Annotated in this window: 11 protein-coding genes; 9 read left to right on the top strand and 2 right to left on the bottom strand. The window is 68.2% G+C overall.

The window, feature by feature from the left end; genetic code table 11:
- Positions 1–57: 57 nt before the first annotated feature.
- Entirely contained in the window at positions 58–495 is a 438-nt protein-coding gene (gene rnhA / locus J8I34_RS16960; RefSeq protein WP_029046361.1) for a ribonuclease HI, read from the bottom strand.
- A gap of 65 nt (positions 496–560) precedes the next feature.
- A complete protein-coding gene (locus tag J8I34_RS16955; protein WP_029046362.1) occupies positions 561–1,292 on the bottom strand; it encodes a class I SAM-dependent methyltransferase in 732 nt (243 codons plus the stop codon).
- Between the two features lie 126 nt (positions 1,293–1,418).
- On the opposite strand from J8I34_RS16955, the gene gloB reads away from it, so the two are divergent.
- The 9 genes from gloB to J8I34_RS16910 all read left to right on the top strand — a co-directional run bounded on the left by gloB (position 1,419) and on the right by J8I34_RS16910 (position 13,646).
- Positions 1,419–2,219, top strand: a complete 801-nt coding sequence (gene gloB / locus J8I34_RS16950) for a hydroxyacylglutathione hydrolase (protein ID WP_029046363.1) — start codon at positions 1,419–1,421, stop codon at positions 2,217–2,219.
- A 132-nt stretch (positions 2,220–2,351) separates the two neighbouring features.
- Positions 2,352–4,040 (top strand): transglycosylase SLT domain-containing protein, encoded by a 1,689-nt coding sequence (locus J8I34_RS16945; RefSeq protein WP_209806494.1) that lies wholly within the window; start codon positions 2,352–2,354, stop codon positions 4,038–4,040.
- A 129-nt stretch (positions 4,041–4,169) separates the two neighbouring features.
- The gene (locus tag J8I34_RS16940) at positions 4,170–6,095 is read left to right on the top strand and encodes a propionate--CoA ligase (RefSeq protein ID WP_371748087.1); all 1,926 of its coding nucleotides are present in this window, start codon (positions 4,170–4,172) and stop codon (positions 6,093–6,095) included.
- 168 nt (positions 6,096–6,263) lie between these two features.
- Positions 6,264–8,618 carry a bifunctional salicylyl-CoA 5-hydroxylase/oxidoreductase gene (locus J8I34_RS16935; RefSeq protein ID WP_209806492.1) on the top strand — a complete coding sequence of 785 codons (2,355 nt, stop codon included), beginning with the start codon at positions 6,264–6,266 and terminating at the stop codon, positions 8,616–8,618.
- Positions 8,615–9,427: an SDR family NAD(P)-dependent oxidoreductase gene (locus J8I34_RS16930; protein ID WP_209806491.1), complete on the top strand. Its 813-nt coding sequence runs from the start codon at positions 8,615–8,617 to the stop codon at positions 9,425–9,427. Before J8I34_RS16935 ends, J8I34_RS16930 begins: the two co-directional genes overlap by 4 nt.
- Before the next feature lie 25 nt (positions 9,428–9,452).
- Positions 9,453–10,304, top strand: coding sequence for an enoyl-CoA hydratase family protein (locus J8I34_RS16925; protein WP_029046368.1), 852 nt, complete (start codon positions 9,453–9,455; stop codon positions 10,302–10,304).
- Positions 10,305–10,318: 14 nt separating this feature from the next.
- Positions 10,319–11,488 (top strand): acyl-CoA dehydrogenase family protein, encoded by a 1,170-nt coding sequence (locus J8I34_RS16920; RefSeq protein ID WP_209806490.1) that lies wholly within the window; start codon positions 10,319–10,321, stop codon positions 11,486–11,488.
- A 50-nt stretch (positions 11,489–11,538) separates the two neighbouring features.
- Positions 11,539–13,221 (top strand): AMP-binding protein, encoded by a 1,683-nt coding sequence (locus J8I34_RS16915; protein WP_029046370.1) that lies wholly within the window; start codon positions 11,539–11,541, stop codon positions 13,219–13,221.
- Positions 13,221–13,646, top strand: a complete 426-nt coding sequence (locus tag J8I34_RS16910) for an acyl-CoA thioesterase (RefSeq protein ID WP_029046371.1) — start codon at positions 13,221–13,223, stop codon at positions 13,644–13,646. The genes J8I34_RS16915 and J8I34_RS16910 overlap by 1 nt, the downstream gene beginning before the upstream one ends.
- Positions 13,647–13,662: the final 16 nt, after the last annotated feature.

The raw sequence follows: 13,662 nt of genomic DNA, 5'->3' as shown, positions 1-13,662 counted from the left end.
CGGGCATTCTAGCGGAGCGGCATTGCCCCTCGGTTCTTGTTATGGCGGTGCGGAGGTTCAGCGGCCGATCGATTCGACGCCGCGGTTGGCCAGCGCATCGGCGCGTTCGTTGCCGGGGTGGCCATTGTGGCCGCGCACCCAGTGCCAGGAGATCTGGTGCCCCTGGGTCAGCGCATCAAGCTCCTGCCACAGGTCGGCGTTCTTCACCGGCTTCTTGTCGGCGGTCTTCCAGCCACGGGCCTTCCAGCCGGGCAGCCATTCGCTGATGCCTTTCTGGACATACTGCGAGTCGGTGTAGACGCGCACGGTGCAAGGCCGCTTGAGCGCGCGCAGCGCTTCGATCACCGCGGTCATTTCCATGCGGTTGTTGGTGGTGTTGGGTTCGCCGCCGAACAGCTCTTTCTCATTGGTGCCGGCGACAAGCACCGCACCCCAGCCGCCGCGGCCAGGATTGCCCTTGCAGGCACCGTCGGAGTAGATCGTGACTTCTTGCATGGAATTCCGTTGAGGGCCGGCCGCGTAGCGCGGCCGGCGCATGGGTCTTTCCGCCGGCGGCGGATTCAGTGTTTATCGCGGGGCGCCTTGCCGTGCGTGCCGGTGGGCGTGGCCACGGGCGATGCCACCGGCGCCAGCGCCGGCTTGGCTTTCCACGCCGGGCCGACCAGGCGCACGTTGCGCACGCGCTTGATCGCCGAGATCATATAGACCGCGCCGAAGATCGGCCACCAGCGGTCGCCCGCCTTTTCCATGAAGGCGGTGCGCTGCAGCCAGCGCTCGGTGCGGTAGGGCGGGCAGTAGCAGCCGAAGCGGCCGCGGATGATATCGAAGCCAAGCAGCTTGAGCCAGTCCTTGATGCGCACAAAGCCTATCTGCTGGGCATCGGTCGGCAGGAAGGACGTGGCGCCGAGCCGGTTCATGCCCTGGCGCGCGCCCCACAGGCTCATCGGGTTGAAGCAGGTGACCACCACGCGCCCTTCGGGCATCAGCACGCGCGAGACTTCGCGCAGCACTTCGTGCGGGTCTTCGGCAAACTCCAGGATATGGGGCAGGGTTACCAGGTCGACGCTCTGCGTGTCGAACGGCAGCTCGTCGAAGCGGCACAACAGCTGGCGTGCGTCCGGATGTGCCGCGCGTGGCCCGTGCGGCCCGCTGGACGGGTCCAGCGCCAGCGCCGAGAACGGCATCCGGTTCTCGCGCAGCGTATCGACGTGCGGCATGCCCAGCTGTACGGCGTGGTAGCCGAAGATGTCCGCCACGGTGCGGTCGTACTGCTGCGCTTCCCAGCGCAGCATGTACTGGCCGGGCGGCGAGGCCAGCCAGTCTTCCCAGCTTACAATCGGACCATTCGGGCCACTCAGGCCGTGCTGACCGTACTCGCCTTGCCGGCGATTGGGACGATTGGACATAGGAGCTTGCGCATGTTGAAGGTTGAGCCGATCCCGGCCTTCCAGGATAACTATATCTGGGCCATTCACGACGGGCATCACGCCGCCGTGGTCGATCCCGGCGAATCGGCGCCGGTAGAGCAATTTCTGGCGCAGCGGGGGCTGGCTCTGGGCGCTATTGTAATCACCCATCACCACGGCGATCACCAGGGTGGCGTTGCCGACCTGCTGGCGGCACACCCGCGCACCCCCTCAGGCGCGCCGATGCCCGTGCTCGGACCCGCCGGCGAGCGTATCGGCGGGCGCACCCGGGCGCTGCGCGAAGGCGATGAGGTGACGCTGGCCGAGCCCGCGGTGACGCTGCGGGTGCTGGACGTACCCGGCCATACCGCCGGCCATATCGCCTACGTGGGTGACCTGGGCGAAGCGGGCCGTGCCGTGTTCTGCGGCGACACGCTGTTCGCCAGCGGCTGCGGGCGCCTCTTTGAGGGATCGCCGGCGCAGATGCTGGCGTCGCTGGACAAGCTGGCGAGCCTGCCGGGCGACACCCGCGTCTACTGCGCCCACGAGTACACGCGCAGCAACGTGCGCTTCGCCCGGGCGGTCGAGCCGGATAATGCCGCGCTGGCGGCGTGGGAGCAACGCGTCGATGCGCTGCGTGCCGCGGACACGCCGACGTTGCCGACCACCATCGCCCACGAGCGTGAGGTCAACCCGTTCCTGCGCTCGCGCGAGCCGGCGGTGCGTGCCGCCGTGTCGGCGCACGGCGGTGCCACCGACAGCGACGCCAAAGCATTTGGCGCGCTGCGCGGGTGGAAGGACAATTTCCGCTAAATTGAAGGCAGACCCGGCCGAAAACCCTTGTGAGTCAAGGCTTTCGGGCTGCCACCTGGAAAATCTGATTGACGCGATAGGTCGTTTTTTTTAGCATCACGCAACCTTTTAGCGTCACGATTCGAGAACTTAATGAAAATTGGTCGATTACTGGCGGTAGTTGCGTGTGCGGCGCTGCTTGCAGCCTGCGCCAGCACCCCTACGCCGCCTGACGCCGATGCCGACGGCGCGACCGCCCAGACCGCCAGGCGCCCGGATCCGCTCAATTCGCTCAGCGGCAAATCCGCGCTGTCATCCACCACCATCAATGTCGACCAGGGCGGCCTGGACTGGCTGCGCGGCCCGTCCAACGATATCTGGGACCGGATCCGGCGCGGCTTTGCCATGCAGGACCTGGAGGGCACGCTGGTCGATGACCGGACCCAGTGGTATGCGCAGCGCCCGGAATACATGGAGCGCATGGTCGGGCGGTCGAGCCGCTACCTGTACCACATCGTCGAGGAACTGGAGCGCCGCAAGATGCCTACCGAGCTGGCACTGCTGCCGTTCGTCGAGAGCGCGTTCAACCCGCAGGCCCAGTCGAGCGCCAAGGCCGCCGGCATGTGGCAGTTCATCCCCAGCACCGGCAAGTCGTACAACCTGAAGCAGAACATGTTCCGCGACGAGCGCCGCGACGTGCTGGCGTCGACCGATGCCGCGCTCGACTACCTGCAGCGGCTCTATGACATGTTCGGCGACTGGCACCTGGCACTGGCCGCCTACAACTGGGGCGAGGGCGCGGTGTCGCGCGCGATCGCGCGCAACCAGGCGCGCGGGCTGCCGACCGACTACGCCAGCCTGACCATGCCCAACGAGACGCGCTACTACGTGCCGAAGCTGCAGGCGGTCAAGAACATCATCGCCAATCCGGCGGCATATGGCGTCAGGCTGCCCGAGATCCCGGACCATCCGTACTTCGTCACGGTGACCACGTCGCGCGATATCGACGTGAATCTCGCCGCCAAGCTGGCGGACATGACGCTGGAAGAGTTCAAGGCGCTGAACCCGTCGTTCAACCGGCCGGTGATCCTGGGCGCGTCCAACCCGCAGATCCTGCTGCCGTTCGACAATGCCGAGCGCTTCCAGTACAACCTGAATACGTATCGCGGCGGGCTGTCGAGCTGGACGGCGGTCACGGTAGACGGGCGCGAGCGCGTCGAGTCGCTGGCGGCGCGGCTCAATGTCGATGCCGACACGCTGCGCGAAATCAACAGCATTCCCAAGGGCATGCGGCTGAAGGCCGGTTCGACCGTGATGATCCCGCGCTCGGGCCGCCACGACCAGGACATCAGCGCGACCCTGGCCGACACCGCCATGCTGGCGATGGAGCCCGACCTGCCCGACGCGCGCCGCGTGGTGGTGCGCGCAGGCCGGCGCGATACGGTGGCGTCGGTGGCGCGGCGCTACGGCGTGTCGCAGGGTCAGGTGCAGTCGTGGAACAAGCTGTCCGGCACCAAGCTGGTGGCAGGGCAGAGCCTGGTGCTGATGGTGCCGGTGCGCGGCGCCGGCGCGGCGCGCGCGGCGCGTGCCGAACGCGCGGACCGGGCCGAGCGCGAAGAGCGCGCCGAACGCGGCAGCAAGGGCGGGATCGTGCGTGTGTCGGCGAAGGGGGGCCGGGGCAAGGCCGAGCCGCGCAAGCGCATCACGGTAGAAGCCTCTGCGCGCGGCGGTGCCAAGGCAGCGCCGGCCAGGGCGGTGCGCGAGGCCAAGGCGGGCCCGGTGGTGAAGGCGTCGGCCAAATCCAGCGTCAAGGCCAGCAGCAAGGGCAGCAAGACGCGCTGAGCGCAGCGCTCGAGAGCAAAAAGGCGTGCCGGCGGCACGCCTTTTTGCATCTGCCGCAGGTACCGGCCGCGGGCGGCACCCCCAATCCCGTTTCCCCAGGGCCAGCGCCGGTGGCAAACTACCGTCATCATCACAACGACCGCAGACGCGGAGGAGACTGCCATGACGGCAAGCCATGCCGTGCATGCCCGTTCGCTGGCCGACCCGCAAGGGTTCTGGGCCGAACAGGCGGCGCGCATCGATTGGGAAACCCCGTTCGACCAGGTGCTCGACAACAGCCGCGCGCCATTCACCCGCTGGTTCGTGGGCGGGCGCACCAACCTGTGCCACAACGCGGTCGACCGCCACCTGGCGGCGCGCGCCAGCCAGCCGGCGCTGCACTGGGTCTCGACCGAGGTCGACCAGTCCCGCACCTACACCTACGCCGAGCTGCACGACGAGGTCAACCGCATGGCGGCGATCCTGCAGGGGCTGGGGGTGCAGAAGGGCGACCGCGTGCTGATCTACATGCCGATGATCCCGCAAGCGGCGTTTGCGATGCTGGCATGCGCGCGCATCGGCGCGGTCCATTCGGTGGTGTTCGGCGGCTTTGCCTCGGTGAGCCTGGCGGCACGGATCGACGATGCGCGCCCGCGCGTGGTGATCAGCGCCGACGCCGGCTCGCGCGCCGGCAAGGTGGTGCCGTACAAGCCGCTGCTGGACGAGGCCTTGCGCCTGTCGTCGCACCAGCCGGAGAAGGTGCTGCTGGTCGACCGCCAGCTGGCCGACATGCCGCGCACCGAAGGCCGCGATGAAGACTATGCCGCCTGGCGCGACCGCGTGGCCGGCGCGCAGGTTCCTTGCGCATCGCTGGAGTCCAGCGAGCCGTCGTATGTGCTTTACACCTCCGGCACCACCGGCAAGCCCAAGGGCGTGCAGCGCGATACCGGCGGCTACGCGGTGGCGCTGGCCACCTCAATGGAATACATCTTCTGCGGCAAGCCGGGCGACACCATGTTCACCGCCTCCGACATCGGGTGGGTGGTCGGCCACAGCTATATCGTCTACGGGCCGCTGCTGGCCGGGATGACCACGCTGATGTACGAAGGAACGCCGATCCGCCCGGACGGCGGCATCCTGTGGCGGCTGGTCGAGCAATACAAGGTCAACCTGATGTTCAGCGCGCCCACCGCGATCCGCGTGTTGAAGAAGCAGGAACCGTCCTGGCTGACCCGCTACGACCTGTCCAGCCTGCGCCTGCTGTTCCTGGCGGGCGAGCCGCTGGACGAACCCACCGCGCGCTGGATCCAGGACGGCCTGGGCAAGCCGGTGGTCGACAACTACTGGCAGACCGAGTCGGGCTGGCCGATCCTGGCGATCCAGCGCGGCATCGAGCCGCTGCCACCCAAGCTTGGCTCGCCGGGCGTGCCGGCCTACGGCTACGACCTGAAGATCGTCGACGAGAACACCGGCGAGGAATGCCCGCCCAACCAGAAAGGCGTGGTCGCGATCGACGGGCCGCTGCCGCCGGGCTGCATGAGCACGGTGTGGGGCGACGACGACCGCTTCGTGCGCACCTACTGGCAGGCGGTGCCGAACCGGCTGTGCTATTCCACCTTTGACTGGGGCGTGCGCGACGAGGACGGCTATGTTTTTATCCTGGGACGCACCGACGATGTGATCAACGTCGCGGGGCACCGGCTGGGCACGCGCGAGATCGAGGAAAGCCTGTCGTCCAATCCGGCCGTGGCCGAAGTGGCGGTGGTCGGCGTGCAGGACGCGCTCAAGGGCCAGGTGGCGATGGGATTCTGCATTGCGCGCGACCCGGCGCGGACCGCCACGGAGGCGGACCGGCTGGCGCTGGAGGGCGAGTTGATGAAGACCGTCGAGCAGCAGCTCGGCGCGGTGGCACGGCCGGCGCGCGTATTCTTTGTCAATGCGCTGCCGAAGACGCGTTCCGGCAAGTTGCTGCGGCGCGCGATGCAGGCGGTGGCGGAAGGGCGCGATCCCGGCGACCTGACCACGATCGAGGATCCGGCGGCGCTGGAGCAGGTCCAGGCCGCGCTGAAGGGCTGACGCGGTCACGCCAGGCGGTGCGAGGTGTCGAACCGGACACTTCAAACCGCGGGCTTGCCACGGCCCGTGATGCAGTCTAATATTTGAAGCATAAAATATTTAGGTCTGATCTAGATCGTGATGCCGCCGGACAGCATTGTCGGGCGCGGCTCCAGCAGGAGGCAACAGATGCGAGTGCTTTGTATTGGTGGCGGACCGGCCGGGCTTTACTTCGGCCTGCTGATGAAGTTGCAGGATCCGGCCAACGAGGTCATCGTGGTCGAGCGCAACCGGCCTTACGACACCTTCGGCTGGGGCGTGGTGTTCTCCGACGCCACCATGGACAACCTGAAGGAAGCCGATCCGGACAGCGCCGCCGAGATCAATGCCGCCTTCAACCACTGGGACGATATCGACATCCATATCGGCGGCCGCACCATCCGCTCCGGTGGCCACGGCTTTATCGGCATCGGCCGCAAGCGCCTGCTCAATATCTTGCAGGCGCGCTGCGAAGCGCTCGGCGTCAGGCTGGTGTTCGAGAACGATGTCACCGACGACCAGGCGCTGGCGATGCAATACCAGGCCGACCTGGTGATCGCCTCGGATGGCCTGAACAGCCGCATCCGCACCCGCTACGCCGAGACCTTCCAGCCCGACATCGATACGCGCCAGTGCCGCTTTGTCTGGCTGGGCACGCACAAACTGTTCGACGCCTTCACGTTTGCTTTCGAAAAGACCGAGCACGGCTGGTTCCAGGCGCATGCCTACCGCTTCGACGACAACACCTCGACCTTTATCGTCGAAACGCCGGAATCGGTCTGGCGCGCCGCCGGCATCGAAGAGATGAGCCAGGAAGAGGGCGTGGCGTACTGCGAGAAGCTGTTCGCGCGCTACCTCGACGGCAACAAGCTGATCACCAACGCGGCGCACCTGCGCGGCTCGGCGATCTGGATCCGCTTCCCGCGCGTGATCTGCCGCCAGTGGGTGCATTGGAATACGCTGCCGGACGGCCGTCGCGTGCCCGTGGTGCTGATGGGCGATGCCGCGCACACGGCGCATTTCTCGATCGGTTCCGGTACCAAGCTGGCGCTGGAAGATGCGATCGACCTGGCCGAAGAGATCCGTGGCAGCGGCCACGACGGCCTGCCCGATGCGCTGGCGCGCTACGAAGCCACGCGCGGCGTGGAAGTGCTGAAGATCCAGAACGCGGCGCGCAATTCGACCGAGTGGTTCGAGAACGTCGAGCGCTACGCCGGCAGCCTGCCGCCGGAGCAGTTCGCCTATTCGCTGCTGACGCGTTCGCAGCGCATCTCGCACGAGAACCTGCGGGTGCGCGACGCCGATTATGTGGCGCAATTCGAGCACTGGCTGGCGCAACAGGCCGGCGTGCCGCAGCAGAGCCTGCAGCTGCGCGAGCACGAGCCGCTGCCGCCGATGTTCACGCCGTTCCGGCTGCGCGGCGTCACGCTGAAGAACCGCGTGGTGGTGTCGCCGATGGCGATGTACTCCTGCACCGACGGCATGCCGGGCGACTTCCACCTGGTGCACCTCGGTTCGCGCGCGCTGGGCGGCGCCGGCATGGTGGTGGCGGAAATGACCTGCGTGTCGCCCGATGCGCGCATCACGCCGGGTTGCCCGGGCTTGTGGAGCGATGAGCAGCGCGACGCATGGAAGCGCATCGTCGATTTCGTGCATGCCAGCAGCGATGCCCGCATCGCCATGCAGATCGGACACTCCGGCCGCAAGGGGTCGACGCAGCTCGGCTGGGAAGCGATGGACCACCCGCTGCCGCAGGGCAACTGGCCGGTGATGTCGGCCTCGCCACTGCCGTACCTGCCTGGCGAGTCGCAGACCCCGCGCGAGATGACGCGCGCCGACATGGACCGCGTGCGCGACGACTTCGTTGCCAGCGCCCGGCGCGCGGCCGAAGCGGGTTTCGACTGGCTCGAACTGCACTGCGCGCACGGCTACCTGTTGTCGAGCTTTATCTCGCCGCTGACCAATACGCGCAACGACGAATATGGCGGCTCGCTGGCGGCGCGGCTGCGCTATCCGCTGGAAGTGTTCGAAGCCGTGCGCGCGGTATGGCCGCAGGACAAGCCGATGTCGGTGCGCATCTCGGCGCACGACTGGGTCGAAGGCGGCATCACGCCCGACGACGCCGTCGAGATCGCCCGCGCCTTCAAGGCGGCCGGCGCCGACATGATCGACTGCTCGTCGGGGCAGGTCAGCCCCGACCAGGCGCCGGTGTATGGCCGCATGTACCAGACCCCGTTCGCCGATCGCATCCGCAACGAGGCCGGCATCGCCACCATCGCGGTGGGCGCGATCTTCGAGGCCGATCACGTCGACTCGATCATCGCCGCCGGCCGCGCCGATCTGTGCGCGATCGCGCGCCCGCACCTGGCCAACCCGGCCTGGACGCTGCAGGAAGCCGCGCGCATCGGCTACCGCGACATCGCCTGGCCCAAGCAATACCTGGCGGGCAAGCGGCAACTGGAGACCAATCTCGAACGCGCCGCGGCGCAGGAGAAGCAGGCATGACGGGCGGCATGGCAACACTGGCCGGCAGGCACGCGCTGGTCACCGGAGGCGGGCGCGGCATCGGCGCGGCGATCGCGCGGCGGCTGCTGGCCGACGGCGCCAGCGTCACGCTGCTGGGGCGCGATGCCGGCACGCTGCAAGCGACGGTGCAGGCGCTGCGCGGGCAGGCACCGGCGGGCGCTATGGCCTCCTCGGTCTCGTTCGTCACGGCCGATATCGCCGATGCCGAGAGCGTAGCGCGCGCCTTTGCCGCGGCCACGGAGCAGGCGGGTCCGGTATCGATGCTGGTCAACAACGCCGGGCAGGCGCACAGCGCGCCCTTCATGAAAACCGATGCCGCGCTGTGGCAGCGCATGCTCGACGTCAACCTGACCGGCACCTTCCTGTGCACGCAGGCCGCGCTGCCCGCGATGCTCGAAGCGGGTTGGGGCCGCATCGTCAACGTGGCCAGCACCGCCGGACTGATCGGCTACGGCTATGTCAGCGCCTATTGCGCGGCCAAGCATGGCGTGATCGGACTGACGCGCGCGCTGGCGCTGGAGACCGCGGCCAGGGGCGTGACCGTGAACGCGGTTTGCCCGGGCTACACCGAAACCGATATCGTGCGCGACGCCGTCGCCAACATCGTCGGCAAGACCGGTCGTACGGAAGACCAGGCGCGCGCCGAACTGGCCGCGCGCAATCCGCAGCGCCGCCTGGTGCAGCCCGAGGAAGTGGCCGACGCCGTGGCATGGCTGTGCCAGCCGTCCGCCGGCGCGATCACCGGGCAGGCGATCCCGGTGGCCGGCGGCGAAGTGATGGCGGGCTGACAAGACAAGGACCTGAGAGAGAACCATGACTGAAATCGCACTCGACATGCGCCACCACAAGCGCAGCTTTGCCGGCTATGAACCGCGGCACTTCCTGTGGTCGGTGTCCGACGACGGCAAGGTCGGCACCATCACGCTGAACCGCCCCGAGCGCAAGAACCCGCTGACCTTCGATTCCTATGCCGAACTGCGCGACCTGTTCCGCGCGCTGTGCTACGCCAGCGACATCAAGGCGGTGGTGGTCACCGGCGCCGGCGGCAACTTCTGCTCGGGTGGCGATGTGCACGAGATCATCGGGCCGCTGACGCAGATGACCATGCCCGAACTGCTCGACTTCACGCGCATGACCGGCGACCTGGTCAAGGCGATGCGCGCGTGCCCGCAGCCGGTGATCAGCGCGGTCGACGGCATCTGCGCCGGCGCGGGCGCGATGATGGCGCTGGCCTCCGACATGCGGCTGGGCACGGCGCAGGCGAAGACCGCGTTCCTGTTCGTGCGCGTGGGACTGGCCGGTGCCGACATGGGCGCGTGCTCGCTGCTGCCGCGCGTGATCGGGCAGGGGCGCGCCAGCGAGCTGCTCTATACCGGCCGCGCCATGAACGCGGAGGAGGGCCTGCAGTGGGGCTTCTTCAACGCGCTGCATCCGTCCGAGGCCGTGCTGGCACAGGCGCAGGCGCTGGCCGCGCAGCTCGCCGCCGGGCCGACCTTCGCGCACGGCGTGACCAAGAAGCTGCTGCACCAGGAATGGAACATGGGGCTGGACGAGGCCATCGAAGCCGAAGCCGAGGCCCAGGCCATCTGCATGCAGACGCGCGATTTCCGCCGCGCCTACGAGGCCTTCGTGGCCAAATCGAAGCCGGTGTTCGAAGGCGACTGAGCCAGGGAGCCGCGATGTCAGACAAGACCTATCTCGACCTGCCGCTGTTCGACGACGCGCACCGCACGCTGGAACGCGAACTGGACGCCTGGTGCGCGCAACACCTGCATGTCGACCACGGCGACGCCGATGCCGCCTGCCGCGCGCTGGTGCGCCAGCTCGGCGAAGCGGGCTGGCTGCGCTATTGCGTGCCGGCCGCGCACGGTGGCGCGCTGCCCGCGCTCGATTCACGCTCGCTGTGCCTGCTGCGCGAAACGCTGGCGCGCCACGATGGCCTTGCCGACTTTGCCTTCGCGATGCAGGGGCTCGGCTCGGGTGCGATCTCGATTGCCGGCAGCGAAGCGCTGCGCGCGCAATACCTGCCACGCGTGGCGCGCGGCGAGGCAATAGCTGCCTTTGCGCTGTCGGAGCCCGAGGCCGGCTCCGATGTCGCGGCGATGCAATGCAGCGCGCGGTTGTCCGAAGACGGCAAGCACTATGTGATCGACGGCGCCAAGACCTGGATCTCCAATGGTGGCATCGCGGACTTCTATTGCGTGTTCGTGCGCACCGGCGAAGCGCCCGGCGCGCGCGGCATCTCGGCCTTCGTGGTCGACGCTGATACGCCGGGCCTGACCATCGCCGAGCGCATCGACGTGATCGCGCCGCACCCGCTGGCCACGCTGCGCTTCGACAGCTGCCGCGTGCCGGTCGGCAACCGGCTGGGCGAGGCGGGGCAGGGCTTCAAGGTGGCGATGATGACACTCGACATCTTCCGCGCCTCGGTCGCGGCGGCGGCCCTGGGCTTCGGGCGTGCGGCGCTGGACGACGCGCTGGCGCGCGCGTGCGAGCGGCCGATGTTCGGCGGCGTGCTGGCCGACCTGCAGCTGACGCAGGCGGCCATCGGCGATATGGCGACTGCCATCGACGCGGCGGCGCTGCTGACCTATCGCGCCGCCTGGCTGCGCGATGTGAAGGGCCAGCGCACCACGCGCGAAGCGGCGATGGCCAAGATGGTCGCGACCGAGAACGCACAGCAGGTCATCGACCGCGCGGTGCAGATGTTCGGCGGCCTCGGCGTCAAGGTCGGCACGCGCGTGGAAAGCCTGTACCGCGAGATCCGCTCGCTGCGCATCTACGAAGGCGCCACCGAAGTGCAGAAGCTGATCATCGCCCGCGAAACACTGGCCGGCAGGAAGGCCTGAGCCATCCGCCCCGCAACTGCCGTACCGACAGAGCAGACAGGAGACAAGCCATGGCGACCACCGCCCACCTCGATACCTTCGCCCGCGACCGCCTGCCGCCGCCCGAGCAGTGGCCGGTGTTCCGCTTCAACGCCGATACCGACTACCCGGCGCGGATGAACTGCGCGGTAGAGCTGGTCGACCGCCACGTGCGCGAAGGCCGCGGCGAGCGCATCGCCATCCGCCATCGCCCCACTGGCCAGGCGGGGCAGATCGAGACGGTCACCTACGCTCAACTGGCGGCGCTGGTCAACCGCATCGCCCATGTGCTGGTCGAGGACATGGCGCTGGTGCCCGGGAACCGCGTGCTGCTGCGCGGCCCCAACAACCTGATGATGGCGGCAAGCTGGCTCGCCACCATCAAGGCCGGCCTGATTGCCGTGCCGACCATGCCATTGCTGCGCGCGAGGGAACTGAAGCAGATCGTCGACAAGGCGCAGGTCACCGCGGCGCTGTGCGATGCGCGGCTGCGCGAGGACCTCGACGCCAACCAGCGGGCCGGCGGGGAATTCCATTGCCCGACCCTGGCGCGCGTGCTGTACTTTAACGGCACCGGCGAGGGTTCGCTGGAAGCCGCGATGGCGGGCAAGCCAGACAGCTTCGATGCCTGCGACACCGCCAGCGACGATATCTGCCTGATCGCCTTCACCAGCGGCACCACCGGACAGCCCAAGGGGACGGTGCATTTCCACCGCGACGTGCTGGCCATGTGCGACCTGTTCCCGCGCCATGTGCTGCGCTCCGTGCCGGACGATGTCTTCTGCGGCACGCCGCCGATCGCGTTCACCTTCGGGCTGGGCGGCATGCTGTGCTTCCCGTTGCGCATCGGCGCCAGCACGGTGCTGGCGGAGAGGCTGACGCCCGAAGCGCTGCTGGAACTGATCCACGACTTCCGCGCCACCATCGTCTTCACCGCCCCCACCTTCTACCGTCAGATGGCAACGCTGGCGCCGCGCTTCGATATCTCCAGCCTGAGGCACAGCGTGTCGGCCGGCGAGGCGCTGCCCGACGCCACGCGCCAGAGCTGGAAAGCCGCCACCGGCATCGAGATGACCGACGGCATCGGCGGCACCGAGATGATGCATATCTTTATCTCGAGTGCCGGCGCCGAGGTCAGGCCGGGTGCGATCGGGAAAGTGGTGCCCGGCTACGTGGCGCAGATCGTCGACGACGAGATGCGGCCGCTGCCGCCGGGCCAGGTCGGCAAGCTGGCGGTGCAGGGCCCGACCGGCTGCCGCTACCTGGACGATCCGCGCCAGGCCAACTACGTGAAGGCAGGGTGGAACCTGCCCGGCGATACCTTCACGGTCGACGCAGATGGCTACTACTTCTACCAGGCGCGCTCCGACGACATGATCATCTCGGCCGGCTACAACATCGCCGGCCCCGAGGTGGAGAGCACGCTGATGCAGCATGAGTCGGTGGCTGAGTGCGGCGTGGTCGGCGCGCCAGACGACGGGCGGGGGCAGGTGGTCATGGCCTACGTGGTGCTGCGCGAAGGCGTGCCCGCGGACGACGCCACGCGCACCGCGCTACAGGACTACGTGAAGCGCCAGATCGCGCCGTACAAATATCCCCGCCGCATCGAGTTCGTGCCGGCGCTGCCGCGCACCGAGACCGGCAAGCTGCAGCGATTCCGGCTGCGCCAGATGGCGGAGCAGGGCAATGGCGCTGACAGCGGAAGGAGCAAATGATGAGCCCGGTCTTCCGCAGCACCGTGCTGGTGCGCTTCAAGCACTGCGACGCGGCCGGGATCGTGTTCTACCCGCGCTACTTCGAGATGCTCAACGACTTCATCGAAGACTGGTTCGGCGAAGCGCTGGGCTGGCCCTTCGACGTCATGCACGGCGAGGGCCGGGCCGGCGTACCGACCGCCGAGCTGGAATGCCGCTTCCTGGCGCCGAGCCGGCTGGGCGAAGTGCTCACGCGCGAGCTGCGCGTGCTCAAGCTCGGACAGTCCAGTTTCACGCTGGCGATCCGCTTCGCGGGGCCGCACGACGATACCCGCATGGAAGTGACGCAGCGGCTGGTCTGCGTCGACACCGGCTCGATCGCGCCGCAGCCGTTGCCGGAGGCCGTGCGCGAGGCCATGGCGGCCTATCTCGTGGCGACGGCCTGACCGGCCTGGTACTGCA

Origin of the sequence: Cupriavidus phytohabitans, from assembly GCF_017815025.1 — a bacterium.
Lineage (GTDB): Bacteria > Pseudomonadota > Gammaproteobacteria > Burkholderiales > Burkholderiaceae > Cupriavidus.
The sequence above is the reverse complement of the archived record's forward strand: the minus strand, read 5'-3'. Positions and strand labels throughout refer to the sequence as shown.

What these genes read in the sequence shown, in the direction of transcription:
- rnhA (WP_029046361.1), bottom strand. Translation starts at nt 495, where the DNA reads ATGCAAGAAGTCACGATCTACTCCGACGGTGCCTGCAAGGGCAATCCT.
- J8I34_RS16955 (WP_029046362.1), bottom strand. Translation starts at nt 1,292, where the DNA reads ATGCTGCGCTGGGAAGCGCAGCAGTACGACCGCACCGTGGCGGACATC.
- gloB (WP_029046363.1), top strand. Translation starts at nt 1,419, where the DNA reads ATGTTGAAGGTTGAGCCGATCCCGGCCTTCCAGGATAACTATATCTGG.
- J8I34_RS16945 (WP_209806494.1), top strand. Translation starts at nt 2,352, where the DNA reads ATGAAAATTGGTCGATTACTGGCGGTAGTTGCGTGTGCGGCGCTGCTT.
- J8I34_RS16935 (WP_209806492.1), top strand. Translation starts at nt 6,264, where the DNA reads ATGCGAGTGCTTTGTATTGGTGGCGGACCGGCCGGGCTTTACTTCGGC.
- J8I34_RS16930 (WP_209806491.1), top strand. Translation starts at nt 8,615, where the DNA reads ATGACGGGCGGCATGGCAACACTGGCCGGCAGGCACGCGCTGGTCACC.
- J8I34_RS16925 (WP_029046368.1), top strand. Translation starts at nt 9,453, where the DNA reads ATGACTGAAATCGCACTCGACATGCGCCACCACAAGCGCAGCTTTGCC.
- J8I34_RS16920 (WP_209806490.1), top strand. Translation starts at nt 10,319, where the DNA reads ATGTCAGACAAGACCTATCTCGACCTGCCGCTGTTCGACGACGCGCAC.
- J8I34_RS16915 (WP_029046370.1), top strand. Translation starts at nt 11,539, where the DNA reads ATGGCGACCACCGCCCACCTCGATACCTTCGCCCGCGACCGCCTGCCG.
- J8I34_RS16910 (WP_029046371.1), top strand. Translation starts at nt 13,221, where the DNA reads ATGAGCCCGGTCTTCCGCAGCACCGTGCTGGTGCGCTTCAAGCACTGC.